The organism is Streptomyces panaciradicis (assembly GCF_023516615.1).
Classification (GTDB): domain Bacteria; phylum Actinomycetota; class Actinomycetes; order Streptomycetales; family Streptomycetaceae; genus Streptomyces; species Streptomyces panaciradicis.
The window spans coordinates 42286-67689 of sequence record NZ_JAMGBF010000061.1; the positions used below are offsets into that span (position 1 = coordinate 42286).

Annotated in this window: 25 protein-coding genes; 6 read left to right on the forward strand and 19 right to left on the reverse strand. The window is 72.0% G+C overall.

Annotation, left to right across the window (positions count from 1 at the left end):
- Positions 1–52: 52 nt before the first annotated feature.
- From M8J74_RS21510 to M8J74_RS21580, 15 genes are all read right to left on the reverse strand, one after another.
- Positions 53–1651, reverse strand: coding sequence for a glycoside hydrolase family 13 protein (locus M8J74_RS21510; protein ID WP_249837999.1), 1599 nt, complete (start codon positions 1649–1651; stop codon positions 53–55).
- 30 nt (positions 1652–1681) lie between these two features.
- Positions 1682–2542, reverse strand: coding sequence for a carbohydrate ABC transporter permease (locus M8J74_RS21515; RefSeq protein WP_249838000.1), 861 nt, complete (start codon positions 2540–2542; stop codon positions 1682–1684).
- Positions 2539–3495 (reverse strand): carbohydrate ABC transporter permease, encoded by a 957-nt coding sequence (locus M8J74_RS21520; protein ID WP_249838001.1) that lies wholly within the window; start codon positions 3493–3495, stop codon positions 2539–2541. The genes M8J74_RS21515 and M8J74_RS21520 overlap by 4 nt, the downstream gene beginning before the upstream one ends.
- Positions 3496–3500: 5 nt before the next feature.
- Positions 3501–4850 carry an ABC transporter substrate-binding protein gene (locus tag M8J74_RS21525; protein WP_249838002.1) on the reverse strand — a complete coding sequence of 450 codons (1350 nt, stop codon included), beginning with the start codon at positions 4848–4850 and terminating at the stop codon, positions 3501–3503.
- Positions 4851–4999: 149 nt separating this feature from the next.
- Positions 5000–5995 (reverse strand): LacI family DNA-binding transcriptional regulator, encoded by a 996-nt coding sequence (locus M8J74_RS21530; RefSeq protein ID WP_249838003.1) that lies wholly within the window; start codon positions 5993–5995, stop codon positions 5000–5002.
- Positions 5996–6052: 57 nt separating this feature from the next.
- On the reverse strand, positions 6053–6754 hold the full coding sequence (locus tag M8J74_RS21535; protein WP_249838004.1) for a GntR family transcriptional regulator: 702 nt from the start codon (positions 6752–6754) through the stop codon (positions 6053–6055).
- Between the two features lie 99 nt (positions 6755–6853).
- Positions 6854–7855 (reverse strand): proline racemase family protein, encoded by a 1002-nt coding sequence (locus M8J74_RS21540; protein ID WP_249838005.1) that lies wholly within the window; start codon positions 7853–7855, stop codon positions 6854–6856.
- Positions 7856–7870: 15 nt separating this feature from the next.
- The gene (locus M8J74_RS21545) at positions 7871–8761 is read right to left on the reverse strand and encodes a dihydrodipicolinate synthase family protein (RefSeq protein WP_249838006.1); all 891 of its coding nucleotides are present in this window, start codon (positions 8759–8761) and stop codon (positions 7871–7873) included.
- Positions 8758–10167, reverse strand: a complete 1410-nt coding sequence (locus tag M8J74_RS21550; RefSeq protein ID WP_249838007.1) for an NAD(P)/FAD-dependent oxidoreductase — start codon at positions 10165–10167, stop codon at positions 8758–8760. Before M8J74_RS21550 ends, M8J74_RS21545 begins: the two co-directional genes overlap by 4 nt.
- Positions 10160–10462 carry a (2Fe-2S)-binding protein gene (locus tag M8J74_RS21555; protein WP_249838008.1) on the reverse strand — a complete coding sequence of 101 codons (303 nt, stop codon included), beginning with the start codon at positions 10460–10462 and terminating at the stop codon, positions 10160–10162. The genes M8J74_RS21550 and M8J74_RS21555 overlap by 8 nt, the downstream gene beginning before the upstream one ends.
- Positions 10459–11610 (reverse strand): NAD(P)/FAD-dependent oxidoreductase, encoded by a 1152-nt coding sequence (locus tag M8J74_RS21560; RefSeq protein ID WP_249838009.1) that lies wholly within the window; start codon positions 11608–11610, stop codon positions 10459–10461. Before M8J74_RS21560 ends, M8J74_RS21555 begins: the two co-directional genes overlap by 4 nt.
- Before the next feature lie 79 nt (positions 11611–11689).
- Positions 11690–12505 carry an ABC transporter permease gene (locus tag M8J74_RS21565; protein ID WP_249838010.1) on the reverse strand — a complete coding sequence of 272 codons (816 nt, stop codon included), beginning with the start codon at positions 12503–12505 and terminating at the stop codon, positions 11690–11692.
- Positions 12506–12526: 21 nt separating this feature from the next.
- Positions 12527–13390: an ABC transporter permease gene (locus M8J74_RS21570; protein ID WP_249838011.1), complete on the reverse strand. Its 864-nt coding sequence runs from the start codon at positions 13388–13390 to the stop codon at positions 12527–12529.
- Between the two features lie 3 nt (positions 13391–13393).
- Complete coding sequence (locus M8J74_RS21575; protein ID WP_249838012.1) at positions 13394–14587, reverse strand: ABC transporter substrate-binding protein; 1194 nt, start codon at positions 14585–14587, stop codon at positions 13394–13396.
- 42 nt (positions 14588–14629) lie between these two features.
- A complete protein-coding gene (locus tag M8J74_RS21580) occupies positions 14630–15667 on the reverse strand; it encodes an ABC transporter ATP-binding protein (protein ID WP_249838013.1) in 1038 nt (345 codons plus the stop codon).
- A gap of 112 nt (positions 15668–15779) precedes the next feature.
- Here M8J74_RS21580 and M8J74_RS21585 point away from each other — a divergent pair, with 112 nt between their 5' ends.
- Entirely contained in the window at positions 15780–16520 is a 741-nt protein-coding gene (locus tag M8J74_RS21585; protein ID WP_249838014.1) for a FadR/GntR family transcriptional regulator, read from the forward strand.
- Positions 16521–16558: 38 nt separating this feature from the next.
- On the forward strand, positions 16559–17326 hold the full coding sequence (locus tag M8J74_RS21590; RefSeq protein WP_249838015.1) for a cache domain-containing protein: 768 nt from the start codon (positions 16559–16561) through the stop codon (positions 17324–17326).
- 34 nt (positions 17327–17360) lie between these two features.
- Here M8J74_RS21590 and M8J74_RS21595 read toward each other — a convergent pair whose 3' ends face one another.
- Positions 17361–18023: an MmyB family transcriptional regulator gene (locus M8J74_RS21595; RefSeq protein WP_249838016.1), complete on the reverse strand. Its 663-nt coding sequence runs from the start codon at positions 18021–18023 to the stop codon at positions 17361–17363.
- Positions 18024–18247: 224 nt separating this feature from the next.
- Here M8J74_RS21595 and M8J74_RS21600 point away from each other — a divergent pair, with 224 nt between their 5' ends.
- Entirely contained in the window at positions 18248–18901 is a 654-nt protein-coding gene (locus M8J74_RS21600) for a helix-turn-helix domain-containing protein (RefSeq protein ID WP_058921991.1), read from the forward strand.
- Between the two features lie 65 nt (positions 18902–18966).
- Here M8J74_RS21600 and M8J74_RS21605 read toward each other — a convergent pair whose 3' ends face one another.
- Complete coding sequence (locus tag M8J74_RS21605; RefSeq protein ID WP_249838017.1) at positions 18967–19977, reverse strand: alpha/beta fold hydrolase; 1011 nt, start codon at positions 19975–19977, stop codon at positions 18967–18969.
- Between the two features lie 218 nt (positions 19978–20195).
- Between M8J74_RS21605 and M8J74_RS21610 the strand changes: the two genes are divergently transcribed.
- Complete coding sequence (locus tag M8J74_RS21610) at positions 20196–20423, forward strand: hypothetical protein (RefSeq protein WP_249838018.1); 228 nt, start codon at positions 20196–20198, stop codon at positions 20421–20423.
- Between the two features lie 30 nt (positions 20424–20453).
- Here the strand turns inward: M8J74_RS21610 and M8J74_RS21615 are convergent, their stop codons facing one another.
- Together M8J74_RS21615 and M8J74_RS21620 are read right to left on the reverse strand one after the other, a co-directional pair.
- Positions 20454–21137 (reverse strand): 4'-phosphopantetheinyl transferase family protein, encoded by a 684-nt coding sequence (locus M8J74_RS21615; RefSeq protein WP_249838019.1) that lies wholly within the window; start codon positions 21135–21137, stop codon positions 20454–20456.
- A 55-nt stretch (positions 21138–21192) separates the two neighbouring features.
- Positions 21193–22053 (reverse strand): metallophosphoesterase family protein, encoded by an 861-nt coding sequence (locus M8J74_RS21620; RefSeq protein ID WP_249838020.1) that lies wholly within the window; start codon positions 22051–22053, stop codon positions 21193–21195.
- Positions 22054–22357: 304 nt separating this feature from the next.
- Here M8J74_RS21620 and M8J74_RS21625 point away from each other — a divergent pair, with 304 nt between their 5' ends.
- The gene (locus M8J74_RS21625; protein ID WP_249838021.1) at positions 22358–23503 is read left to right on the forward strand and encodes an ATP-grasp domain-containing protein; all 1146 of its coding nucleotides are present in this window, start codon (positions 22358–22360) and stop codon (positions 23501–23503) included.
- Positions 23504–23719: 216 nt separating this feature from the next.
- Positions 23720–25402, forward strand: coding sequence for a carbohydrate binding domain-containing protein (locus tag M8J74_RS21630; protein ID WP_249838022.1), 1683 nt, complete (start codon positions 23720–23722; stop codon positions 25400–25402).
- Positions 25403–25404 lie beyond the last annotated feature (2 nt).

Genomic DNA, 25404 nt, shown 5'->3' on the forward strand with positions numbered 1-25404 from the left:
CATGTGCTGATCCCTTCGGGAGGTGGGGGTGAGGGGATGGCGGGACGCGGTCTCAGGCGCGCAGCCAGACCGCGGTGTCCTTCGGCAGCCGTCCCTCCTCGTCCAGGGGGCCGCTGCCGAGCAGGAGTCGAGAGTGGTCGGGCAGAGGTGCGGGCGGGTCGGCGAGGTTCACCACGCACAGGGTGTCGGCACGGGCGAAGGCGAGGACGCCGTCGGGCGCGGGCAGCCAGGTGAGCGGGCCGTCGCCGAAGGCCGGGCGGAGCCGGATCGCGGCCCGGTACAGGGCGAGCATCGAGCCGGGGTCGGCGGCCTGGAGGTCGGCGGCGTACGCGGACCAGCCGGCGGGCTGCGGAAGCCACGGCTCCTGCCGCGCGCCGAAGCCCGCGTGGGGTGCGTCGGCCGTCCAGGGCAGCGGCACCCGGCAGCCGTCGCGGCCGGGGTCGGCGCCCTGGGAGCGGAAGTACATCGGGTCCTGGATGCGCTCGCGCGGGATGTCGGCCTCGGGCAGCCCGAGTTCCTCGCCCTGGTAGACGTAGACGGCACCGGGCAGGGCGAGCGAGAGCAGGGCGGCCGCGCGGGCGCGCCGGGTGCCGAGCGCGAGGTCGGTGGGGGTGCCGAACGCCTTGGCCGCGAAGTCGAAGCCGGTCTCCGCGCGGCCGTAGCGGGTGGCGGTCCGGGTGACGTCGTGGTTGCACAGCACCCAGGTGGCGGGGGCGCCGACCGGGGCGTGCTCGGCGAGCGTGGTGTCGACGGACGCGCGCAGGCGGTCCGCCTCCCAGGGGCAGGACAGGAACGAGAAGTTGAAGGCGGTGTGCAGTTCGTCGGGGCGCAGGTAGCGGGCGAAGCGCTCGGCGTCGGGCAGCCACACCTCGCCGACGAACACGCCGTCGTAGTCGTCGGCGACGGCCCGCCAGGAGCGGTAGATGTCGTGGAGTTCGTCGCGGTCGACGAACGGGTTGGGGTCGCGGCCCGCGACGAAGTCCGGCAGGTCGGGGTCCTTGGCGAGCAGTGCCGCCGAGTCGATGCGGACGCCCGCCACTCCCCGTTCGAACCAGAACCGCAGGATGTCCTCGTGCTCCTGGCGGACGGCCGGGTGGGCCCAGTTGAGGTCCGGCTGCTCGGGGGTGAACAGGTGCAGGTACCAGTCCCCGTCGGGCAGCCGGGTCCACACGGGGTCGGTGGAGCCGACGAACTGGGACGGCCAGTCGTTGGGCGGGAGATGGCCGCCCGGGCCGCGGCCGGGCCGGAAGTGGAACAGCTCGCGCTCGGCGCTGCCGGGGCCCGCGGCGAGCGCGGCCCGGAACCAGGGGTGCTGGTCGGAGACGTGGTTGGGCACGATGTCGACGATGGTGCGGATGCCGAGCTCCCGTGCCTCGGCGATCAGCTTCTCGGCCTCCGCGAGGGTGCCGAACGCCGGGTCGACGACGCGGTAGTCGGCGACGTCGTAGCCGCCGTCCTTCATCGGCGAGAGGTACCAGGGGTTGAACCACAGCGCGTCGACGCCGAGTTCGGCGAGGTACGGCAGCTTGGAGCGGACGCCGGCGAGGTCTCCGGTGCCGTCGCCGTCGCCGTCGGCGAAGCTGCGGACGTAGACCTGGTAGATGACGGCGGAGCGCCACCAGTCCTTCCGGGCAGGGGTGGGCTGTCCCACGGTGCGTGCCTTTCTGTCGGAGGGAGGGCGTCAGCCCTTGGTGCTGCCCGCGCTGATCCCGGCGATGATGTGCCGCTGGAAGACGAGGAACAGGGCGACCATCGGGATGCTGGCGATGACCATCGCGGCGATGAGCACGGTCAGTTGGATGTTCTGCGACAGCTGGACCAGGGCCACGCTGATGGGCTGCTTGTCGGTGTCGGAGAAGACCATCAGCGGCCAGAGGAAGTCCTGCCACACGGCCACCAGCGCGAAGATCGACACCACGCCGAGGACGGGCCGCGACATGGGCAGCACGATCGACCACAGCGTGCGCAGCTTCCCGGCGCCGTCGATCTCCGCGGCCTCCAGCACGTCGCGCGGGAGCTGGTCGAAGAACCGCTTGAGCAGATAGAGGTTGAAGGCGTTGGCGACGGCCGGCAGCCAGATCGCGACGGGATCGTTGAGCAGGCCCAGGTCGGCGACGGTGAGGTACTTCGGTACGACGAGGGCCTGGGCCGGGACCATCAGTGTGGCCAGGATGCCGCCGAGGATCAGCTTGCCGAAGGCGGGCCGGAGCTTGGACAGGGCATAGGCCGCGGCGGTGCAGAACACCAGCTGGCAGGCCCAGGCGCCGGCCGCCTGGACGAGGGTGTTCCACAGGTGCTGCGGCAGCTGCATCAGGTCCCAGGCGTCCGTGTAGCCGCCGAGGTGCCAGCGCTCGGGGACGAGGGTCGGCGGGGTCCGGGCGATCTCGTCCGGCGACTTCATCGCGCCGGTCACCATCCAGTAGACCGGGAAGAGGAAGGCGAGGGCGAAGAGCAGGACGACGGCCGTGAAGACGCTCCAGTACAGCGCCCTGCCGCGGGGGCGGGCGAGGACCGCCGGGGAGACAAGGGTCCGGGTGCTCACGCGTCCTCCTCTCCGGAGCGGGTCAGTCGCAGGTAGACCGCGGAGAAGGCGCCGAGCAGCACCAGCAGCATGACGCTCAGCGCGCAGGCGCCGCCGAAGTCGTTGTAGAGGAAGGCGTACTTGTAGATCAGGTACAGGACGGTGACGGTGGCGTTCTCCGGGCCGCCGCCCGTGATCACGAACGGCTCGGTGAACACCTGCATCGTCGCGATGATCTGAAGGAGCATCAGCATCAGGATGACGAAGCGCGTCTGGGGGACGGTGACGTGCCGGACGCGCTGCAGCAGGCTCGCGCCGTCGAGTTCGGCGGCCTCGTACAGCTCGCCGGGGATGGACTGCAGGGCGGCGAGGTAGATCAGGACGGTGCCGCCCATGTTGGCCCAGGTCGCCACGAGGACGAGGGAGACGAGCGCGGTGTCGGCGCCGTTGGACCAGTTCGAGGTGGGCAGGTGCAGGAAGCGCAGCGCCTCGTTGGCGAGGCCGGCCCCCGGGTCGTAGAACCACTTCCACAGCAGGGCGCTGACCACCGGCGGGATCATCACCGGCAGGTAGACCACGACTCTGAAGAACGCCTTGGCGTGCCGGAGTTCGTTGAGGACGAGGGCCATCACGAACGGGATCGCGAACCCGATCAGCAGGGCGAGCAGGGTGAAGGTGAGCGTGTTGCGCCAGGCGGCGGTGAACTCGGGGTCGTGCCAGACGCGGGTGAAGTTGGCGGTGCCGACCCACTCGGGCGAGGAGCCCGGCGTGTACTTCTGGAAGGCGATCACGACGGCGCGGATCGCCGGGTACCAGGAGAACAGGGCGAAGCAGACGAGGCCGCCGAGGAGGAAGGCGTAGGCCCGGGCCTGCTCGGCGAGGCGGCGCCGCCCCCGGCCCCCTACCGGGGGCGGCGCCGGTTCGGTGGCGGCGACGGCCCGGGTCACCGGTCGCCGTTCGGCCGTCTTGGTCATGGCGGTCAGCTCCGCGCCAGGATGCCGTCGATCTTGCCGGAGGCGTCCTTGAGGAGCTGGTCGATGTCGGCGTCCTTCTTGGTGAGGACGGCGGAGACGGCGCCGTCGAGGACGGAGTAGATCTGCTGGGCGTCCGGCGGCTCGATCTTCATCTGCAGGCTCTGGTTGCCGTCGAGGAACGCCTGGTAGTTCTCCACCGGGACGTTGGCGTTGGCCTTCTTGACCTGCTGGTCGGTGGCGTCGGCGGCGCCGGTGAACAGGCGCGGCTCGGGCAGGCCGACGGGCGCGTTCGCCTTCTTGGCGCGGGCGTAGTCGCCGAGGAAGCCCTTGCCGGGGGTGAGGAACATGTGGTCGAGCCACTTCAGGCCGGCGCGGATCTGGGCGGGCGTGTCGTGCTTGTTGAACATGTAGCCGTCGCCGCCGATGAGCGTGCCCTTGCCGCCGGGCATGGGGGCGAGCGCGAGGTCCTTGTAGTCGCCGCCCTTCTCCTTGACCAGGATCGGGATGTTGTCGGGGGCGGAGAGGTACATGCCGAGCTTGCCCGAACCCATCATCTGCTGCACGTCGTTGATGACGAGGAGCTGCTTGCTGCCCATCGAGTCGTCGGTCCACCGCATGTCGTGCAGGTTCTGCAGGACGGCGCGGCCCTCGGGGGTGTCGATGGTGGCCTTCCTGCCGTCGGCGCTCACCACGTCCCCGCCCTGGGAGTACAGCTCGGCGGTGAAGTGCCAACCGCCCTGGTTCTGGGCGCTGTAGTCGGCGTATCCGACGGTGCCGCCGCCGAGGGCGGCGATCTTCTTGGCGTCGGCGCGGACCTCCTCCCAGGTGGTGGGCGGCCTGTCCGGGTCGAGGCCGGCCTTCTGGAAGAGCTTGCGGTTGTAGATCAGGCCCATCGAGTAACCGGTGCGCGGGATGCCGTAGATCTTGCCGTCGACGGTGTAGATGTCGCGCAACTGCTTCTGGATGGTGGCGTAGCTCTTCAACTCCTTGACGTACGGGGTGAGATCGGCCGCCTGATGGATGTCGACGACGTGTCCGGCGTCGGTGAAGTACGTGTAGAAGACGTCCTCCATCTGGCCGCCGGCGAGCTTGGCGTCGAAGGTCTTGGGGTCCTGGCAGGGGAAGGCGTCGTGGGCGACGACGTCGATGTCCGGGTGCTTCTTCTCGAAGGCGGCGACGTCCTGCTCGAAGAACCCGCGGTCGACCTTGGCGCTCTTGGGCGGTTCGCAGTTGACGGTGATGCGCGTCTTGCCGCCGGACGAGCCGTCGTCGCCCGACCCGCAGGCGGAGGCGGCGAGCGCGAGCGAGCAGACGCTGAGCGCGGCGAACGTACGGCGGAACCCGGTGCTTGTCATCGGTGGACCCCTCGTGGCAGGAGCGTGGAAAGCCCACGGCGGCCTGCGAGCGCACACCACCGTGTCCGGCGCCGCACACTCAAGCACCGCCGACATCCGTCCGCAAGATGTCGCGCATCATCTGTAATTATTTGACAGCCGGGTGGATCTCAGGGACGAGGGGCTTGCGCGGTGGATCCGCGGACCACCAGCTCGGGCTCGAACAGCAGCTCCTCGGGGGCCACCGAACCGCCGCCGATCTGCGCGTTCAGCAGTTCCACGGCGGCCCGGCCCATGGCCTCGATGGGCTGGCGGACGGTGGTCAGCGGGGGCTCGGTGCAGTTCATGAAGGCCGAGTCGTCGTAGCCCACGACCGACACCTGGTCGGGCACGCCGAGACCCTTGCGGCGGGCGGCCCGGATCGCGCCGAGTGCCAGCGGGTCACTGGCGCAGATGATGCCCGTGACGCCCCGGTCGATCAGCCGGGAGGCTGCCGCGTGCCCGCCCTCGAGGGAGAACATCGCGCGTGCTACGTACTCGTCGGGAAGCTCGCCCATGGTCCGCGCCGCGGCCAGTTTGCGCGCCGACGGCATGTGGTCGTCGGGCCCGAGGACCAGGCCGATCCGCTCGTGCCCGAGGGAGGCCAGGTGCCGCCAGGCCTGCTCCACGGCCACCGCGTCGTCGCAGGAGACGCCCGGGAAGCCGAGGTCGTCGATGGAGGCGTTGACCAGCACGACCGGGATGTTGCGCTCGGCGAGCCGGCGGTAGTGCTCGTGCGGGGCGTCGGCCTGGGCGTACAGACCGCCGGCGAAGACCACGCCGGAGACCTGCTGTTGCAGCAGCAGGTCCACGTAGTCGGCCTCGGAGACGCCGCCCTTGGTCTGGGTGCACAGCACGGGGGTCAGACCGAGCTGGGCCAGCGCCCCGCCGATCACCTCGGCGAACGCCGGGAAGATGGGGTTCTGCAGCTCGGGCAGGACCAGACCGACCAGCCGGGCGCGCTCGCCGCGCAGCTGCGTGGGCCGCTCGTAGCCGAGGACATCCAGGGCGCTGAGCACCGACTGCCGGGTGGCCTCGGAGACCCCCGGCTTGCCGTTGAGCACCCGGCTGACCGTGGCCTCGCTGACCCCTACCTTCTTCGCCACCTCGGCAAGTCGTCGCGTCATGAACGCAAGAATAGCGCAAGAAACGCAAACGGCTTGCGTAATGCTGCGTGTCGAAGGTCAGCCTTCCTCGCGGGCGGCCCACAGGCCGCGGACATGGCCGAGGTGACGGTCCATGACCGTGCGCACGGCCTCCTCGTCCCGGGCCAGCAGGGCGTCGAGGAGTTCGAGGTGCTCCTGGGCGGAGGCCTCCAGCCGGCCCGCCTCCGACAGCGCCGTCAGCCCGTACAGCCGCGCCCGGCGCCGCAGGTCCCCCACGACCTGGACGAGGTGGTCGTTGCCCGCCAGCGCCAGCAGCCCGAGGTGGAACCGCAGGTCGGCCTCGACGTAGGCGATGAGGTCGCCCTTCGCGGCCGAGGTGACGATCTCCAGGGCGTCCGGCCGCAGCGCCTCCAGGTCGGCGGGGTCGGCGGTCGCCGCGAGGCCGACGGTCGTCGGGATCTCGATCAGGGACCGGACGTGGGCGTACTCGTCGAGCTGCTTCTCGGACAGGGCGGTGACCCGGAAGCCCTTGTTCGGGACGATGTCGACCAGGCCCTCCTTCGCCAGCTCCAGCATCGCCTCGCGGACCGGGGTGGCGGAGACGCCGAGGCGGGGGGCGAGGGCCGGCGCCGAGTACACCTGGCCCGGGCGCAGCTCGCCGGTGATCAGCGCGGCCCGCAGCACGTCCACGACCCGCTCCCGGAAGTTGGGCTTCCGGCCGCCGAGCGCGGGCAGGGCGGGGGCGGGAAGGGCCGGGGCGGCGGGGCGGCGGGCGGGCATGGGCGTCTTCTCCCTGGGCGGTGCGAGGTCATCCGGTACGTCATTGTCCCCGCCGCCGCCTGCCCGGGACCCGCGCGGCCGGGAGGCGGCGGCCGGCCCCTACAGGACGAATCCCGCGGGGAACGGGTCGGTCGGGTCGAGCAGGTACTGGGCGGTGCCGGTGATCCAGGCGCGGCCGGTGAAGCTGGGCAGCACGGCGGGGCGGCCGGCGACCTCGGTGGTGCCGAGGAGGCGGCCGGTGAACCGGGTGCCGATGAAGGACTCGTTGACGAACTCGGTGTGCAGGGGGAGTTCGCCGCGTGCGTGCAGCTGGGCCATGCGGGCGCTGGTGCCGGTGCCGCAGGGCGAGCGATCGAACCAGCCGGGGTGGATCGCCATGGCGTGCCGGGAGTGCCGGGCGGTGGAGCCCGGCGCGAGCAGGTGGACGTGGTGGCAGCCGCGGATGGACGCGTCCTCGGGGTGGACGGGTTCGTCCTCGGCGTTGATCGCGTCCATCAGGGACAGGCCCGCGGCGAGGATGTCGTCCTTGCGGGCCCGGTCGAAGGGCAGGCCGAACTCCTCCAGCGGCAGGATGGCGTAGAAGTTGCCGCCGTACGCCATGTCGTACGTGACGGTCCGGCCGTCGGCGAGGGTGGCCTTGCGGTCGAGGGCGACGGAGAACGACGGCACGTTCTTCAGCGTGACGTTCCTCGCCGCTCCGTCCTCCACCGCGACCTCGGCGACGACCAGGCCGGCCGGGGTGTCGAGCCGGATGGTGGTCACGGGCTCGGTGACCTCGACCATCCCGGTCTCCACCAGCACGGTCGCCACCCCGATGGTGCCGTGCCCGCACATCGGGAGGTAGCCGGAGACCTCGATGTAGACGACGCCCCAGTCGCAGTCGGGGCGGGTGGGCGGCTGGAGGACGGCGCCGCTCATCGCGGAGTGGCCGCGCGGCTCGTTCATCAGCAACTGCTTGATGTCGTCGCGGTGTTCGCGGAAGTACAGCCGCCGCTCGTTCATCGTGGCGCCGGGGATGGTGCCGATCCCGCCCGTGATGACCCGGGTGGGCATGCCCTCGGTGTGCGAGTCGACCGCGTGCAGGACGAGTCTGCTGCGCATGCGCCCTCCTCCCTCCTAGGCCAGGCCCGCCGCGACGGCCCGCTCGGTGGCCGTGCGGACCGCGGCCTCCTGTTCGGGCAGCAGCGGGACGCGCGGCGGCCGGACCGGGCCGCCGTGACGGCCGACGATGTCCATGGACAGCTTGATGGCCTGGACGAACTCGACCTGGGAGTCCCAGCGCAGCAGCGGGTGCAGTTGCTCGTACAGCTTCTTCGCGGTGGCCAGGTCGCCGTCGACGGCCGCGTGGTAGAGCGCGCTGCTCGCGGCGGGCAGCGCGTTCGGGTAGCCGGCCACCCAGCCCTTCGCGCCCGCGATGGCGAGCTCCAGCAGCACGTCGTCGGCGCCGATCAACAGGTCCAGTTCCGGGGCGAGTTCGGCGAGGCGGTAGGCGCGGCGGACGTCTCCGGAGAACTCCTTGACGGCGTGGATGTGCCCCTCGCCGTGCAACTTGGCGAGGAGTTCCGGTACCAGGTCGACCTTGGTGTCGATGGGGTTGTTGTACGCGACGACCGGCAGGCCCGCCTTCGCGACCTCGGCGTAGTGCGCGAGCACGGACCGTTCGTCGGCGCGGTAGGCGTTGGGCGGCAGCAGCATCACGCTGGCGCAGCCCGCGTCGCGGGCCTGCTCGGCCCAGCGCCGGGACTCCGCCGAGCCGTAGGCGGCGACACCGGGCATCACGCGCGCGCCGCCGATCGCGGCGACGGCGGTCTGAACGACCCGGGCGCGCTCCTCGGGGGTGAGCACCTGGTACTCGCCGAGGGAGCCGTTGGGGACGACACCGTCGCAGCCGTTGTCGACGAGCCACGCGCAGTGCTCGGCGTACTTGTCGTAGTCGACGGACAGGTCGTCGGTGAGCGGGAGCGCCGTGGCGACGAGGATGCCGCGCCAGGGGCGGTGGTCGGTCATGAGGGCCCTTCCTCGGTGGGGTGGTCGGATTCCCGGGCCAGGACGCCCAGCGGCACGGGTCGCGCGAACGGCCGTCTGGACGGGGTGGGCCGGCATCCGGCGAGCCCGGCGACCGCGGGTGCGCAGATCCGGCCCTGGCACCAGCCCATGCCGGCCCGGGTGAGCAGCTTCACGGTGCGCGGGTCGCCCGCGCCCAGGTCCTCGACGGCGGCCCGGACGGCGCCGGCGGTCACCTCCTCGCACCGGCAGACCACGGTCTCGTCGGTCACCTGCTCGCTCCAGTGCGCGGGCGGCCGGTAGACGCCGTCGAGGGCGGCGGCGAACTCCCGCAGCCGGGTACGGGACTTGAGGGCGGTCGCCCACTCCGCGCGGTCGGGTTCGGTCCCCGTCAGGCGCGCCGCGGCGGAGCGTCCCGCGATGCGGCCCTCGACGAGCGCGAGGGCGGAGCCGCCGATGCCGGTGGCCTCCCCCGCGGCCCAGACGCCGGGTACGTCGGTGCGCTGCTCGTCGTCGACGTGGACGACCTGTCCGTCGAGGCGGCAGCCGAGGCTCTCCGCGAGGTCGGTGTGGGCCAGCATGCCGTGGCTCACGGCGAGGGTGTCGCAGGCGATACGGCGCCCGGTGCCGGGCCGGACGCGTCCCTCGGCGTCGAGCGCGGCGACGGTGACGGCCTCCAGGCGCTCGGTGCCGTGCGCCTCGACCACCGCGTGCCGGAACAGCGGGCGGACCCGGTGCCGGGCCGACCGGGCCGCGTAGAGGGCCCCTTCGGCGAGCTTGCCCGGCTGGGAGACCAGCGGGCGCAGGTGCCGTACGAAGGCCCGGGGAGCGGCGGACTCGACGAGGGCGGCCACGTCCACGCCCGCGGCCGCCAGTGCCGTGGCCACCGGCAGCAGCAGCGGGCCGGTCCCGGCGACCACGGCGGCCCGGCCCGGGACGACGAGGCTTCCCTTCAGCATGGCCTGGGCGCCGCCCGCGGTGACGACACCCGGGAGGGTCCAGCCGGGGAAGGGCAGCACCTGTTCGTACCCTCCGGTGGCCAGGAGCACGGCGTCCGCGCGGACGGTCGCCGGGTCCTCCTGCTCGGGGCCGAGCAGCGCGTGCACGACGAAGTCCGCGGACCGCCGCTCGACGAACCAGACATGATGGTCCGTCAAGTGCCGTACGGTGCCTGCCCTCAGGTGCCCGCGCAGGTCGTCCCGCAGTCGCTCCCACACCCGCCACTGGTGGTGCAGGGCCTGCGGCCGGCGGGCGCGCAGCTCCGCCGCCGGCTGCCGGTAGAACTGGCCGCCCGCCTCCGCGGCGGAGTCGACGAGCGTGACGCGGAGCCCGCGCGCGGCCGCGGCGAGCGTCGCGGCCAGGCCCGCCGGGCCCGCGCCGATCACCGCGAGGTGCGGTCGGTCAGTCATCGTGGCCGGTCCCCTCCTGCGTACGGATCACGTCGCCCGGGGCCAGCGGCAGCAGGCAGGCGCGCCGGTTGGGGCGGTCGTTGACGGTCACCAGGCAGTCGAAGCAGACGCCGATGCCGCAGAAGACCCCGCGGGGGCGGCCCTCGCCCCGGGTGGTGCGCCACGAGGTGACGCCGGCCGCCCAGAGCGCGGCGGCGACGGTCTGGCCGGGCAGCGCCTCGATCTCCCGGCCGTCGAGGGTGACCGTGAAGGCGGGGCCGGGACGGGCGTCGGCCAGGTCCAGCGGGGAGCTCACGCGGCCTCCTCGGGGAAGCGGTCGGGGCGGAACGGCGCCAGGTCCAGGTCGGGTCGCTTGCCGGTCAGCGCCTGGGCGACGAGGTGCCCGGTGCCGGTGGACAGCCCGATGCCGGCGCCCTCGTGGCCGCAGGCGTGGTGCAGGCCGGGAACCCTGGGGTCGGGGCCGACGGCGGGGAGGTGGTCGGGCATGTACGGGCGGAAGCCGAGGTAGGCGCGGGTGGCGCGCACGTCGGCCAGGAAGGGGAACAGCCGGGTGGCTCCCGCGGCCAGCGCGCGCACGGCGGGCAGCGAGAAGGTCCGGTCGAAGCCGACCCGTTCGCGGCTCGCGCCGATCAGGACGGGTCCGGCGGCGGTGCCCTCGACGACCGGCGAGGTCTGCAGGGCGGCCGAGTCGCTGGCCACGTCGGCCACGTAGTCGGCGGCGTACACCTTGTGGCGGATGCGGCGCGGCAGGGGCTCGGTGACCAGGACGAAGCCGCGGCGCGGCAGAACGGGCAGGTGGACGCCGGCGAGGGCGGCGATCTCGCCGCCCCAGGTGCCGGCCGCGTTGACGACGGCCGGGGCGTGCAGGTCGCCCCGGTCGGTGCGCACCCCGCGGACCGCGCCGTCCGGGCCGCGCAGCACGTCCGTCACCCGGTGGCCGGTGAGCAGGCGGGCGCCCGAGGCGCGCAGCAGGTGGGCGGCTGCCAGGGCGGGCATGACCTGGCCGTCCTGGGGGTAGTGGACGCCGCCCGGCAGTCCGGGGGCGAGGTGCGGTTCGAGGGCGTAGAGGGTGTCGCCCGCGACCGGTTCGGCGCCGACCCCGGCGGCGCGCTGGGCGTCGGCGAAGCGCTCCAGGGCGGTCAGGCCGCCCGGGGAGGAGGCGACGACGACACCGCCCTTGGCCTCGTACTCGGCGGAGGCTCCCAGCTCGGCGGCGAGTTCGGTCCACAACCGCCAGGACAGCAGGGCGAGTTCGAGCTCGGGGCCCGGCTCCTTGTCGGAGACGAGGATGTTGCCCTCGCCGGCGCCGGTCGTGCCGCCGGCCACGCCTCCGCGGTCGACGACGAGGACGTCCAGGCCCGCGCGGGCCGCGTACAGGGCGCAGGCGGCGCCCACCATTCCGGCGCCGATGACCACGACATCGCAGGTCAGTGGCTTGCTCACGCCAGTACTATGTCACATATCGCACGCGCTGGGAACGCCTTCGCCTCCCCCGACGCCGCCGCCTCGCGCGCCCCGCCCCTCAGACCCGGCTCCCGGTCGCCGTGTCGGCCGACAGCCGCTGGGCGACGTAGATCGGCAGGACGGAGAGCAGTACCAGGACGGCCGCCACCACGTTCACCACGGGCGCCTGCTGGGGCCTGGTCATGTTGTCGAAGATCCAGATGGGGAGGGTCTCGATGCCGGGCCCGGCGGTGAACGTGGTCACCACGATCTCGTCGAAGGAGAGCGCGAAGGCGAGCAGTCCGCCCGCGAGGAGGGCCGAACGCACCAGCGGGAAGGTGACGTCGACGAAGGCGCGGAAGGTGTCGGCGCCCAGGTCCATCGCGGCCTCCTCGTAGGAGCCGGAGGTGCGCCGCAGCCGGGCGACGACGTTGTTGAAGACGACGACGATGCAGAACGTGGCGTGGCCGACGATCACGGTGAACAGGCCCAGGCCCACCCCCAGTGGCTTCAGGACCGTGCCGAAGGCCGAGTTGAGGGCGATGCCGGTGACGATGCCGGGCAGGGCGATCGGCAGGACGACCACGAAGGAGATCGTGCCGCGGCCGAAGAACCGGTGCCGGGCGACGGCGAACGCGATCAGCGTGCCGAGGACGAGGGCGATCGCGGTCGCCCCCAGCCCGGCCTTGACCGAGGTCCACAGCGCCTCGCGCGCACCGGAGTTGCGCCAGGCGACGGACCACCAGTGCAGGGTCAGACCGGGCGGCGGCCAGCTCGCGCTGCGGTCGGGGTTCAGGGAGTTGACGACGACGAGCAGCAGGGGCACGTAGATCACGGCGAAGCCGGCCCCGGCGGCGACGCGCAGGGCGATGCGCGCGGAACGCGAGAGTTGCACGGCGGGCTCCTTCTCCAGGCTCTACAGGCTGCTGAGCGCGCCCGTACGCCGCATGGCGAGCAGGTACAGGACGATGACGACGACCGGGACCGTGCCGAGCGCGGCGGCCATGGGCAGGTTGAGCTCGATGTTGGAGTACACGAGGTTGCCGATCAGCTGGGTCTTGCCGCCGACGATCTGCACGGTGATGTAGTCGCCGAGGCTGAGCGAGAACGTGAAGATCGACCCGGCGGCGACGGACGGCAGCACCATCGGCAGCACGACCGAGCGGAAGGTGCGCCAGGTCCTGGCCCCCAGGTCGGCGGAAGCGTCGAGCAGGTTGGCGGGCAACTGCTCCAGGGCCGTGTGGATCGGCAGGATCATGTACGGCAGCCAGAGGTAGGTCAGGGTCAGTACGGCGGCCGGCAGACCGAAGCCGGGGCCGCTGAGCCCGAACGGCCTGAGCATCCAGTCGGCGAGTCCGCCCTCGGACAGGATCAGCCGCCACGCGTACACCTTGACCAGGTAACTGGCCCACAGCGGGGTGAGGATGGCGACGACGAGCAGCGGGCGCCACCTGGGCCGGGCGACCCGGGCGGTGTAGAAGGCGACCGGGAAGGCGAGGACGGCGCACAGCACGGTCACCGCGGCGGCCACCCCCACGCTCCGCAGGATCACCTGCCGGTAGACGGGCGTCGTGAACAGCTCGTGGAAGTTGTCGGCCGACCAGACCTTCACGACCTCGGAGGTGAAGGAGTCCGTCGTCCAGAACGCGGAGACGAACAGCACCGTGAGCGAGCCGAGGTAGAGCACGGCCAGCCACAACAGCGGGGCGGTCAGCAGCAGGGCCAGACGGAGGCGGGGGCGGCGGTGCAGCGCCCCCGCGGTCCGGGTCAGCAGGGACACGCCTCAGCCCTTGATCTCGGTCCAGGCCTGCACCCACTTGGCGTAGGGCACGCACTTGACGTCGGTGCGGCCGTCGAGGCACTGCTCGATCGGGGTGTTCCAGAAGGCGATGTTCTTCCAGTAGCCCTCGTCGGCCGCGTGGTAGGAGGCGCAGAAGTTCTTGTCGCTGGTGAGGTCGCAGGCCTTGGAGTTGGCGGGCGCCTCGCCGAAGTACTCGGCGACCTGGGCGTTGACCTTCGGGGAGACGATCCAGTCCAGCCATTTGTAGGCGCAGTTGGGGTGCTTGGCCTTGGCGGCGACCATCCAGGTGTCGGACCAGCCGGTCGAACCCTCCTTGGGCACGAACGCCTTGACCTTGGCGCCCTCGTCCGCGGCGAGGTTGGCGATGACCTGCCAGGTCGTGCCGACGACGGAGTCACCGCTCTTGAAGGCGGAGATCTCCTTGAGGTAGTCGCTCCAGTACTCGCCGATGTCCGCGTTCTGCTTCTTCAGCAGGCTCACGGCCGCGTCGAACTGCTTCTGGTCCAGCGCGTAGGGGTCCTTGATCTTCAACTCGGGCTTCGTGGCCTTGAGATACAGGGCGGCGTCGGCGATGTAGATCGGGGAGTCGTAGGCGGTGACGTGGCCCTTGTGCTTCGGGGCGTCGCCGAAGACGGCGGACCAGGAGGTGGGCGCGGGGGTGACCTTCTGGGTGTTGTACATCAGCAGGTTGGCGCCGCGGCCGTGCGGGATGCCGTACATCTGCCCCTTGACGGAGTTCCAGGCGCCGTTCTTCAGGCCGCTGAAGATGTCCTTGTAGTTGGGGACGAGCTTGGTGTTGACGGGGGCGGCGTCGCCGGAGGCGATCAGGCGCAGGGAGGCGTCGCCGGAGGCGGAGACGGCGTCGTACTCGCCGGTCTTCATCAGCTTGACCATCTCGTCGGAGCTGGCGGCGACCTTGGAGTTCACCCGGCAGCCGGTCTGCTTCTCGAAGTCGGTGACCCAGTCGACCTTGGGGTCGTTGGAGCCGTCCTCGACGTAGCCGGCCCAGGCGATCAGGTTGACGCTGCCCTCGGACCTGCCGAGTTTCGACGGCGCCTTGAGATCAGGGGGGTTGAGGCCGCCGGCCGCCGAGCCGCCGCCGGAGTCGCAGGCGGTGGCGGCCAGCAGGAGTGCGGCGGCACTGGCCGCGACCTGGAGGGTTCGGGTGAGGCGCACGTCGTTCTCCCAATCGAGGTGGAGCGTCGAGGTGGAGCGGGATCAGCGGTGGTCCGGGACCGGGACGGTGTGGCGGCGGTTCCACTGGAGGCGCACCCGGGTGCCGCGGTAGGCGGCCACGTCCTCGGCGGAGGTCTCCAGGTTCTGCTGGAGGGCGGTGAGGCGGCCGCCGGCGTCGAGGTCGACGAGGAAGCGGGTGGCGTCGCCGAGGTAGACGACCTCGGCGACGGTGCCGACGGCGGTGGTGTGCTCCGGCTCGTCGGGTTCGGCGGACTCCTTCAGCACACGGATCTTCTCCGGGCGGATGCTGTAGATGCCGGGGGTGCCGACGACCCGCTGGGCGGACTCGCCCTCCAGCAGGTTGGAGGTGCCGACGAAGGAGGCGACGAACGCGGTCGCGGGGCGTTCGTAGATCTCGGCGGGGGCGCCGACCTGTTCGATGCGGCCCTGGTTGAAGACGGCGATGCGGTCGCTCATCGTCAGGGCCTCCTCCTGGTCGTGGGTGACGAAGACGAAGGTGATGCCGACCTCGCGCTGCAGGGCCTTGAGCTCGACCTGCATCTGCTCGCGCAGCTTCAGGTCGAGGGCGCCCAGCGGTTCGTCCAGGAGCAGCACCCGCGGCCGCCCCACCAGGGCGCGGGCGAGGGCGACGCGCTGGCGCTGGCCGCCGGAGAGCTGTGCGGGCCGGCGCTTGCCGAAGCCCTCCAGCCGGACCTCGGTGAGGGCCTTGCGCGCCCGTACCAGCCGCTCGGCCTTGGGGACCTTGCGGACCTTGAGGGGGTAGGCGACGTTCTGCTCGACGGTCATGTGCGGGAAGAGGGCGTAGTCCTGGAAGACCGTGTGCACGTCCCGCTCGAAGGGGGCGAGGCCCGTGACCTCCTGGCCCGCGAGCTCGATGCGTCCGGACGTAGGTGTCTCGAACCCGGCGATCATCCTCAGGACCGTGGTCTTGCCGGACCCGGACGGCCCGAGCATCGAGAAGAACTCGCCGTCCCCGATGTCCAGGTCGACCCCGGCCACGGCGTCGGTCTCCCCGAACGACTTCCGCAGATCCCGCAGCCGGATCGCACTTCCCTCCATGCAGGGGAACCTTTCTGGCGCTGTCCTCGTTTCACGGAAAGATATGAAGTCATAGTTCAAAGCTCAAGGCCCCCTTAGGGTAAAGCTTGAGTCAACACGGAAGGTGGTGGCCGTGAAGCAGCAGCAGACGGACGGCGGCGCCCGCGGAGCCGTCTTCGCCCCGGTCGACAGCCGGGCGCGGGTGGACGCGGTCGTGCGCCGCATCGGCGACGCCATCGAGCTCGGCCTGCTCGCCGACGGCGAGCAGCTGCCCGGCGAGACCGAGCTGGCCGGCCGGCTCGGGGTGTCCACCGTGACGCTGCGCGAGGCCCTCATGGCCCTGCGCCAGCAGGGCCTGGTCACCACCCGCCGCGGCCGCGGCGGCGGCTCCTTCGTGTCCCTCCCCGAGGTCCCCGGCGAGGAGCGCCTCAGGGCCCGCCTGCGCGGCTGGAGCACCGAGGAACTGCGCGACCTCGGCGACCACTGGGCGGCCCTGTCGGGCACGGCGGCACGACTCGCCGCCGAGCGCACGGAACCGGACGACCTCCTGCAACTGCGCCGCACGGCCGACGAGTTGGCGCACGCCCAGGACGCACCGGCCCGCAGCCGCGTATACGGCCGCTTCCACGTCGAGCTGGCCGCGGCCGCCCAGTCGGCACGCCTGACCCGGGAGCAGGTGGCCCTGCAGACCGAGGTCGGGGCCCTGCTGTGCCTTGTGCTCGGGGACGACGAATATCGTGAAGAGGTGGCGGACCGTCACCGCGCCGTAATCTCCGCCGTGCAGGATGGGGCCCACGATTCGGCCAGGCAGCTGGCCGAGCGGTGCGTCCTGGAGTCCACGACGCGGCTCATCGCCGTACGGATGTCCCTCTAGCCGCGCCGCGTCCGGTCACCGTCCGCTGGAGGGCGCGCATGAGGCTCGCGACCACGGCGCTCGGCACGGCAGCGGAGGAGTCGGTCGCGGCCGGGGTCGGCACCGCCCTTGAGCACGTGTTCGAAGCCGTCTCCGCCACCCGCTCCGAGACGGCCGCCCTGCTGGCCCGGGTGGCCGCCGAGGGCCGCCGCCCCGCCACCGTGGACCTCGCGGCCCTGCGCCCCGGCCTGCACACGCGGCTCGCCCGCATGGAGCTGGTGTCGGGGGTGGGCTTCGTCGCCGCGCCGGGTCTGCTCGGCGACGTACCGGCCTGGCTGGAGTGGTGGCAGTCCGACGCGCAGGGGGACGTCCGCCCGCTCCTGCTCGACCTCGACCCCGACCACTCGGCCTACGCCGACTACACGCACTGGGACTGGTTCGCCCTGCCCCGCGACACCGGCGAGCGCGCGGTGGCGGGACCGTACGTCGACTACCTCTGCTCCGACGAGTACAGCCTCACGCTGTCCGCGCCGGTCGAGCTGGAGGGCCGGTTCGCCGGGGTCGCCGCCGCCGACGTCTACCTACGGCACTTCGAGGCGGCCGTCCTGCCTCTGCTACGGCGGCTGCCCCGCCCGGCGCACCTGGTCAACGCGCGCGGCCGGGTGGCGGCCTCAGCGGACCCGGCGCATCTGGCCGGCTCCCTCACCAAGGGCCCGGACTTCGCCGCCGTGCTGGAGCGGCGGCGGCCCGCGACGGCCGGCGGCGCCCTCCTCGTCCCCTGCGGGGGCGTGCCGCTCGTCCTGGTGACGCACCCACCACTGACATGACACCGTCGGCGACCTGAACGCCGACGGGGCCAGGTCAGCGCTCGGCGGCCGGCACCACCCGCAGGTGCGCGCCCGCCGACCGCGTCCTGGGCGACCGCGGACGGTCGCGCCGGGTTTCCCGCAGCACCAGCGTCCACCGTGTGTACCCCATCTCGCGCAGGGTCCGCGGCGTCTCGTCGACGACCCGGCAGTCCGTGGCGCCCCATCGCGGATCGGGGTGGAGCAGGGGCCGCACCGCGCCGTCGTGCTCCACGGCCCGCTCCCCCACCACGCTCATCCAGCGGGGCAGGCCCTGCCGGTAGGCGGCGTCCATGATGGGATCCTGGGCGATGTCCCGGCGGATGGCCTGCAGACCGTGATCCTGGCCGTACCGCTCCACGGCGGCCGCGAAATGGGCCAGCATGGGCAGGCACCAGCTCGACTCGTGCTCGCCGAGCACGGTCCCCGCGTCGGGGTGGAACAGGACGAAGCGCAGGAAGTTCTCGCCCGGCATGGCGGAGGGGTGCGGACCCACCCCGCCGAAAAGTGACGCGAAAGCGTTGTTGGAGAGAACGACGTCCCACCGGTGGTCGAGCACGACCGACGGAAAGGGAACGGCGTCCAGGAGGGTGGCGTAGTCCTGCAGGTACGCCTGGGCCCCAAGACTCTCGGGGACGGGCCGCGGTGCCGGCCGCCGCCCTCCTGCCTGATGTGCCATCGGGAGGTCACCCCTCTTGCCTATGCGGCCTTCACGCGGCGCCTTGATCCTGCGGCCCGGACGCGAGTCGTGTCAACTATCGTGGCATTTCATGCTCGTTGACGGCTGAAACTGGCCACAGTTGTGGCGAGACCTGGATGTGAGTTCGAAACTCCCGGTAATGTCCGTCGAGTTCACGGCAACCGCTTGTGAGAATCCTGTTGGGAAACGTAGGAGATCTGTCGGTGACGGACGGCATCGAGGCTCCGGGCACCACGCCGGCGACCGCCGCGCTCTCGGCAGTCGTCGCTCGCGTCGGCACGCTCGCCGACCGGCTCGGCGTGCCGCACACGGAGATCTTCGACACCCGCCGTCTCTCGGCCGCCTCCGGTGTTCCCGAACCCGTCGTCAAGGCCCTCCTCGGCGGCCGCCCGGCCGGCGAACCGGACGTCCAGGCCCGCTTCCTGCAGCGCCTGGACCTGCTGCGCCGCACCCGGCTGAAGCCCAACGGCCGCAGGTACACCCAGCAGGAGATCGCCGACGGCGCGGGCATGTCCCGCCAGCAGGCCGGGGCCCTGATCAACGGCGACCGCCGCCCGACCATGGAGCACTGCGACGCCATCCAGCGCTTCTTCCGCGTCCACGCGGGCTTCCTCACCGCCGAGGACCCCGAGGCCCTGACCACCGCGCTGCAGAGCACCGAGCAGGACCTCCTGCAGCGGCTGGCCGAGCGCGACGAGGCCGGCACCGCCGCGGACCCGCTGGAGAAGCTGCTGCAGGACCACGGCGTGCGCGGCATCGCCTGGCGGGCCGCCCAACTGCCCACCGACCAGCACCGCGACAAGGTGGCCGAGTGGCTGGACATGCTCCTGGAAGGCGTCAAGCGACCCGAGGGCTAGGGCCTGACGTTCGGATCAACACGACAGGCCCTGGAGCCCTCGGCGGCTCGCTCGGCGTGCCGGTGTCACGTGGCGCTGCGTTCGCTCGCCTCCCGCAGTCCCCGCTCCGCTCCGCGCGCCGGGCCCTGGCCGACCAGCAGCTCCCGCCACCGCTCCCGGCTCCAGTGCGCCGCCTCGGTGCCCTCCGTGAACTCCTCGACCAGCGCCACGAACCGCCCCGGATCACTGTGGAACGGGAAGTGCCCGGCACCCTCGAAGATCTCCAGCCGACTGCCCGGCATCGCCTCGTGCGCCCGGTACGCGTGCCGCACCGGCACCACGCTGTCCCGGTCGCCCCACAGCAGCATGGTCGGCATGCCCTGCGTCAGGTAGCAGCGGTCGAGCATGGTCACCACCTGGCCGCGCCAGTCGACCACCGCCCGCAGTGTACGGATGAACGCGTTGCGGGACGTCTCGTCCGGCAGCGCGTCCACCAGCGTGAGCAGTTCGGAGGCGTCCTGCCCGAGATCGGTGTCCAGCAGTCTCATCAGCCGTACCGCCGCCCCCACTTGCCACCGCATTCCCGGCAGTCGCAGCGCGGAGAGCGCCAGATGGGCTCCGGGCAGCGACACGAACCGCAGGACGGGGTTGACCTCCCGGCCCACTCCGCCCGCGCTGACCAGGATCAACCGCTCGGTCCGCTCGGGGAACTGATAGGCGAACTGCATGGCCACGCCGCCGCCCAGGGAGTGCCCCACCAGCGTCGCCGACTCGATGCCGAGAGCGGTGAGCAGATCGCGCACGCCGTTCGCGTACGCGGCCACCGAGTAGTCGGCCCGGGGCTTGTCCGAGTCCCCGTGGCCGAGCAGGTCGGGCGCGATGACCGTGTGCGTCCGGGCGAGATCGGGGATCAACTCGGCCCAGGTGGCCGAGGAGTCGCCGATCCCGTGGATGAGCACCAGCGCCGGCCCCTGTCCCGCCCTGCGGAAGGCACGCCGGTATCCGTGCACCACGCGATGGTGCAGCTGAAGTTCGCCGTCGCGCACCGGACGCAGCCGTGCGGCGCGCACCGGACGCGGGAGCGGGACGTCGACCATGCGCACGCCTCCCCTTCCCGGGCCGCCCCAAGGCGGCCGAAAGCCCTTGGCTCCAGCCTAGAACCGCTTTCCGACAAGGGATTTCGGGGACGTTTCACCTCCGCTAAGCGGGCGAACCGAAGCGTCCTCGAAGCCCGTTGTCAGTGGCGGACGGCAAGCTGGACCCACGCACTCGAGTGAATGCGTGACCGATGACGCCGACACGGGGAGAGCCGACGATGCCGACTGCTGTACTGACCGACCGCGAGCGCACCGCCGTCCAGGCCTACCTGCGGCTGTTGCACACCGTACGAGCCGCCTTCGACGCTCCGCCCGGTGAGGTCCGACCACCCGTGGTACCGCCGTCCGTGCTCGCCGAGGCGGAGCAGGCGCTGGCGGCGGCGGGACTGACGGGGAACGAGGAGGAGTTCTTCCGGCTGCTGCAGAGCTGGTGTCCGGAGCCGTGAAGCCGTGGGGCGAGAGCGCCGACCGGGGGCTCAGGCGGGGTGCGGGACCGTGACCGCCGTCGCCACGAGCCCTCGCTGCGCGGTCCAGCGGCCCTCGAAGTGCCCCAGCCTGCGACCGCCCACCACCGGTCCGGGGACGAGGAGTTCGGCGCGGAAGCCGCCGTGCCGCGGCCGGCCGGCGCCGGCGAACACCTCGATGTCGGCCTCGGTGAAGTCCAGCCAACGCCCGGTGAGGGGGAACCACGCCTTGTAGACGGACTCCTTGGCGCTGAACAGGAGCCGGTCCCAGTGCACCTCGGGGCGCTCCTCGGCGAGGCGGCGCAGCCGTGCCGTCTCGCCGGGCAGGAACACGGCGTCCAGGACCCCGTCCGGCAGGGGCTGGTCGGGTTCGGCGTCGATGCCGATGGAGGCCAGGTCGGTGAGGCGGACCACGGCCGCGGCGCCGTAGCCGTCGCAGTGGGTCATGCTGCCGGCCAGGCCGGCGGGCCAGCGGGGCGCTCCGCGTTCGCCGGGCAGCAGGGGCTGCGGGGGGACGCCGAGCTTCTCCATGGCGCGGCGGGCGCAGGTGCGCACGAGGGTGAACTCGTGGCGGCGCTTGGCCACCGCCCGGCTGACGACCTCCGCCTCCTCCGGGTACAAGTGTCCGGGCTCGGTGCCGTCGTCGCCGTGCGCCTCCACGACCACCACCTCGTCCGGCAGCAGCTCCTCGATCACCCGTCCCCGACCTCCCTCGTCCGGCCCCGGCCGCACGGCTCGTCCCCAGGATCCCTCATCCGGTGTCGCCGTTGCGCGGCAGCACCGGCCGCAGCCGTGCCGGTGGCAGCGACCGCTCGCGCCACTCCCGGGGGTAGCCGACGGAGACCTCCTCGAAGCGGACGCCGTCCTGCCAGGTCGTCCGGGGGATGTGCAGATGGCCGTAGACCATGGTCCGCACGCGGTGGCGCAGGTGCCAGTCGGCGGTCAGCGCGGTGCCGCACCACATGGCGAACTCCGGGTACCACAGCACGTCGCAGGGGTGCCGGTGCAGGGGGTAGTGGTTGACCAGGACGGTGGGCAGGTCGCCCGGGAGGGCGGCGAGCCGGCGTTCGGTCGCGGCGACGCGGGCCCGGCACCAGGCCTCCCGGGACGGGTAGGGGTCGGGGTGCAGGAGGTATTCGTCGTTGCAGACGATGCCGGTGCCGTGCGCGTGGGCGAGTCCCTCGTCCTTGGTGGCGCAGCCCGCCGGCAGGAACGAATAGTCGTACAGGAGGAAGAGCGGTGCGACGGCCACGGGCCCGCCGGGGCCCTCCCAGACAGGATAGGGGTCCTCGGGTGTCGTGACGCCCAGGTCACGGCACATCTCGACGAGGTGGTCGTAGCGGGCGACGCCGCGCAGCGCGACGGGGTCCTTCGGATGCGTCCACAGTTCGTGGTTGCCCGGCGCCCAGATCACCCGGGCGAACCGGCTCGCGAGGGTCTTCAGCGCCCAGCGGATGTCGGCGACGGTCTCCGAGACGTCGCCGGCGACGAGCAGCCAGTCGCCGTCGGACCCGGGGCGCATCGCCTCCACCAGGGCCCGGTTCTCCGGGTACCCGACGTGCAGGTCGCTGATGGCCAGCAGCTGCCCGGCGCCCTCGGCCGTCGACGTCACCTCTCGCCCCCTCCACGCCTGTCACACGTGCGGACGCGACCCACGGGACCACATTCGCGGCGTGCGGACAAGGCGGCATCCGGGGCCGTGCGCAGGTCCGCGCGGGGGCGGGCCGGTGCGGTCGGGCGGTAGCGGCCGATCCGTAACACGCGCGTTGCACGCGCAGCCCCGGGAAAGCCGTATGATCGCCCCACCACCACCGCTATGCATCTCCCTTCACAGGGGCGGTTTGGTGACCCTCCATCTCCCCTGCCCGGGCACGGGCTGCTCCGCCCTGCCCGCGAACCGTGAAAGGACGGCTTGCATGGTCTCTCGCGTACGCGTCTGGCTCAACCGCACGTACGCGGAGAACGTGTTCTTCATGGATCAGCTGCGGCGAAATCCGAGTGATCGCGCGGTCGAGATCCATGCGACGCACGGCGACGCGGACTCGCCCGTGCTGGCCGCCGCCGACACCGCCGAACTGGAGCCGGAGGGCCTGTCCTCCGCCGCCTACGTCGAGTACGCGCTCGCCCAGTGCCGGCGCCGCGGCATCGACGTGTTCGTGCCCCGGCTGGAGCAGTCGGCGATCGTCGCGCACCGCGCGGACTTCGAGGCGGTCGGCACGGCGCTGCTGGCGCCGCCGCCGGAGGCCGTGGCCGTCTTCGAGGACAAGGTGATCGCCTACGAGGCCGTGCAGGCGATCGGGGTGCCGGTGCCGCCGTGGTGGCGGGTCCGCGGAGTCGACGAACTCGTCGCCGCCGTCGAAGAGTTGGAGGCGGCGGGGCACAAGGCGTGCTTCAAGCCGGCGTCCGGCGCGGGCGGGGTGGGCTTCCGGGTGATCACGCGTGCGCCCTTCTCGATGGCGCAGCTGACCGGCTTCCCGAGCCCGTACGTGCCCTTCGACCTGGTCGTCTCCGCGCTCAAGGACAGCGACGAGCCGGTGGACTGGCTGGTGATGCCGCGGCTGGAGCAGCCGGAGGTGTCGGTGGACTGCCTGACCGGGCCGGACAACCGGGTGCGGCTGGCCATCGGCCGGACGAAGAACGGCCGTCGGCGCGGGTTCACGCTCAACGAGCAGTGGCTGGAGCCGGCGCGGCGGATCGCTGAGGGCTTCGGGCTGCACTACCTGTCCAACATCCAGTTCCGGATGTTCGGTGACCGCCCGGTGCTGATGGACGTCAACACGCGGCCCGCGGGCGGGCTGCACCAGCTGTCGCTGTGCGGGGTCAACGCCCCCTGGGCGGCTGTGCAGTTGGCGCTCGGGGAGGACCCGGGCGAGATGGCGCCGCCCTTCCTGGGGCAGGACTACACGGTGGTGTCGGGGCCCCGGCCGCTGCGTGCGGTCTCCCTTCCCCAGCAGCGGGCCGAGGAGACCGGGACGCTGCTTCCGGCGGTGCCCGCGCAGACGTCGGAGCCGGTCGAGGTCACGCCTTCCGGGGCGGCCGGCCGGGCCATCGCGCCCGCTTAGGGCCTGCCGTTTGGATCCGCTCGGGTCGGCCACGACGCACCGTCTCCTGCAGCCGACCTGATCCAAACGACAGGCCCTAGATCTCACCTCCACACCGGTCTGGACCAATCGCGGCGCAACGTCTTGACACCGTGACTGGTCCAGACCAACTTGGTTGCGCACACCCTGCTCTTCTCTCTGCACTCCCGAACACCCCCATTTCCCCAGGGAGATCGCGTGCGCGACACACTCAGACGTTCCAGACACCGGCTCCTCGCCCTGGTCGGCTCCGCCGCTCTCGCGCTCGCCGGGGCCATCGCCCTCCCGGGCACGGCCCAGGCGGCCAACATCCTGACCAACCCCGGCTTCGAGTCCGGCAGCCTCTCCCCCTGGACCTGCACCGGGAACCTCGGCTCGGTCGTCTCCTCCCCCGTCCACGGCGGCTCCAAGGCCCTGCAGGGCGCGGTCACCGACAGCGACAACGCGCAGTGCACCCAGACCGTCGCGGTGCAGCCCAACACCACCTACTCGCTCAGTGGCTGGGTGCGCGGCTCCTACGTCTACCTGGGCGTCAACGGCGGTGCGTCGACCTGGACCACCTCGCCGTCGGCGTACAGCCAGTTGAGCGTCTCCTTCACCACCGGTGCCTCGCAGACCAGCGCGCAGATCTATGTGCACGGCTGGTACGCGCAGGGGACGTACTACGCCGACGACATCAGCCTCGACGGGCCCGGCGGGGGCGGCGGGGACACCCAGGCGCCCAGCACGCCCACCGGGCTGACCTCCACGGGCAAGACGTCGTCGAGCGTGTCGCTGAAGTGGAACGCCTCGACCGACAACGTCGGCGTCACGGCCTACGACGTCTACAGCGGCTCCAACAACGTGCTCTCCGTCTCCGGCACGTCCGCGACGGTCAGCGGGCTCTCGCCCAGCACGGCCTACACCTTCACCGTCAAGGCGCGGGACGCGGCCGGGAACACCTCCGGCGCCTCCAACTCCGTGAGCGTGACGACCGACGCGGGCGGCGGGGGCGGGACCGGCTTCAAGCAGGCCGCGCCGTACCTGTACGAGGGCTGGGGCGACCCGCCGAACCCGTCGACGGTGATGAGCGCGACCGGCGTCAAGTGGTTCACGATGGCGTTCGTGCTGGACTCCGGTGGCTGCACCCCGGCCTGGGACGGCAGCCGGGCGCTGACCGGCGGCGTCGACCAGACCGCCATCAACCAGATCCGTTCCGCCGGCGGTGACATCGTGCCGTCGTTCGGCGGCTGGCAGGGCAGCAAGCTCGGCGCCAACTGCTCCTCCGCGAGCGCGCTCGCCGGGGCCATCCAGAAGGTGATCGACGCCTACGGCCTCAAGGCCGTCGACATGGACATCGAGAACACGGACGAGTTCGAGAACGAGGCCGTGCAGGCGAAGATCCTGACCGCGCTGAAGACCGTCAAGGCCAACAACCCCGGCCTGAAGACGATCGTCACCTTCGGGACCACCACCACCGGGCCGACCTACTACGGCAACCGGCTCATCGAGCAGGCCCAGTCGCTCGGCGCGAACATCGACGTCTTCACCATCATGCCGTTCGACTTCGGCGGCGGCTCGGACATGTACGGCAACACCGTCAACGCGGCCGAGGGCCTGAAGGCGAAGCTGAAGTCGACGTTCGGCTGGGACGACGCGACCGCCTACGCGCACATCGGCATCTCCGGCATGAACGGCCTGTCCGACCAGCAGGAGAACACCACCCCGGCGATCTGGACCCAGATCAAGGACTGGTCCAACGCCCACCACATCGCGCGGCTCGCGTTCTGGTCGGTCAACCGCGACCGGCCGTGCCCGGGCGGGGGCGTGGTGAGCAACTGCTCCGGCATCAGCCAGAACAACTGGCAGTTCACCTCGATCACGGCCGGCTTCACCGGCTGAGC

Coding starts and splice junctions, on each gene's coding strand:
- M8J74_RS21540 (WP_249838005.1), bottom strand. CDS start 7,855: ATGCGCAGCAGACTCGTCCTGCACGCGGTCGACTCGCACACCGAGGGC.
- M8J74_RS21595 (WP_249838016.1), bottom strand. CDS start 18,023: ATGGCACATCAGGCAGGAGGGCGGCGGCCGGCACCGCGGCCCGTCCCC.
- M8J74_RS21520 (WP_249838001.1), bottom strand. CDS start 3,495: ATGACCAAGACGGCCGAACGGCGACCGGTGACCCGGGCCGTCGCCGCC.
- M8J74_RS21605 (WP_249838017.1), bottom strand. CDS start 19,977: ATGGTCGACGTCCCGCTCCCGCGTCCGGTGCGCGCCGCACGGCTGCGT.
- M8J74_RS21525 (WP_249838002.1), bottom strand. CDS start 4,850: ATGACAAGCACCGGGTTCCGCCGTACGTTCGCCGCGCTCAGCGTCTGC.
- M8J74_RS21550 (WP_249838007.1), bottom strand. CDS start 10,167: ATGACTGACCGACCGCACCTCGCGGTGATCGGCGCGGGCCCGGCGGGC.
- M8J74_RS21545 (WP_249838006.1), bottom strand. CDS start 8,761: ATGACCGACCACCGCCCCTGGCGCGGCATCCTCGTCGCCACGGCGCTC.
- M8J74_RS21530 (WP_249838003.1), bottom strand. CDS start 5,995: ATGACGCGACGACTTGCCGAGGTGGCGAAGAAGGTAGGGGTCAGCGAG.
- M8J74_RS21580 (WP_249838013.1), bottom strand. CDS start 15,667: ATGGAGGGAAGTGCGATCCGGCTGCGGGATCTGCGGAAGTCGTTCGGG.
- M8J74_RS21590 (WP_249838015.1), top strand. CDS start 16,559: ATGAGGCTCGCGACCACGGCGCTCGGCACGGCAGCGGAGGAGTCGGTC.
- M8J74_RS21625 (WP_249838021.1), top strand. CDS start 22,358: ATGGTCTCTCGCGTACGCGTCTGGCTCAACCGCACGTACGCGGAGAAC.
- M8J74_RS21610 (WP_249838018.1), top strand. CDS start 20,196: ATGCCGACTGCTGTACTGACCGACCGCGAGCGCACCGCCGTCCAGGCC.
- M8J74_RS21535 (WP_249838004.1), bottom strand. CDS start 6,754: ATGCCCGCCCGCCGCCCCGCCGCCCCGGCCCTTCCCGCCCCCGCCCTG.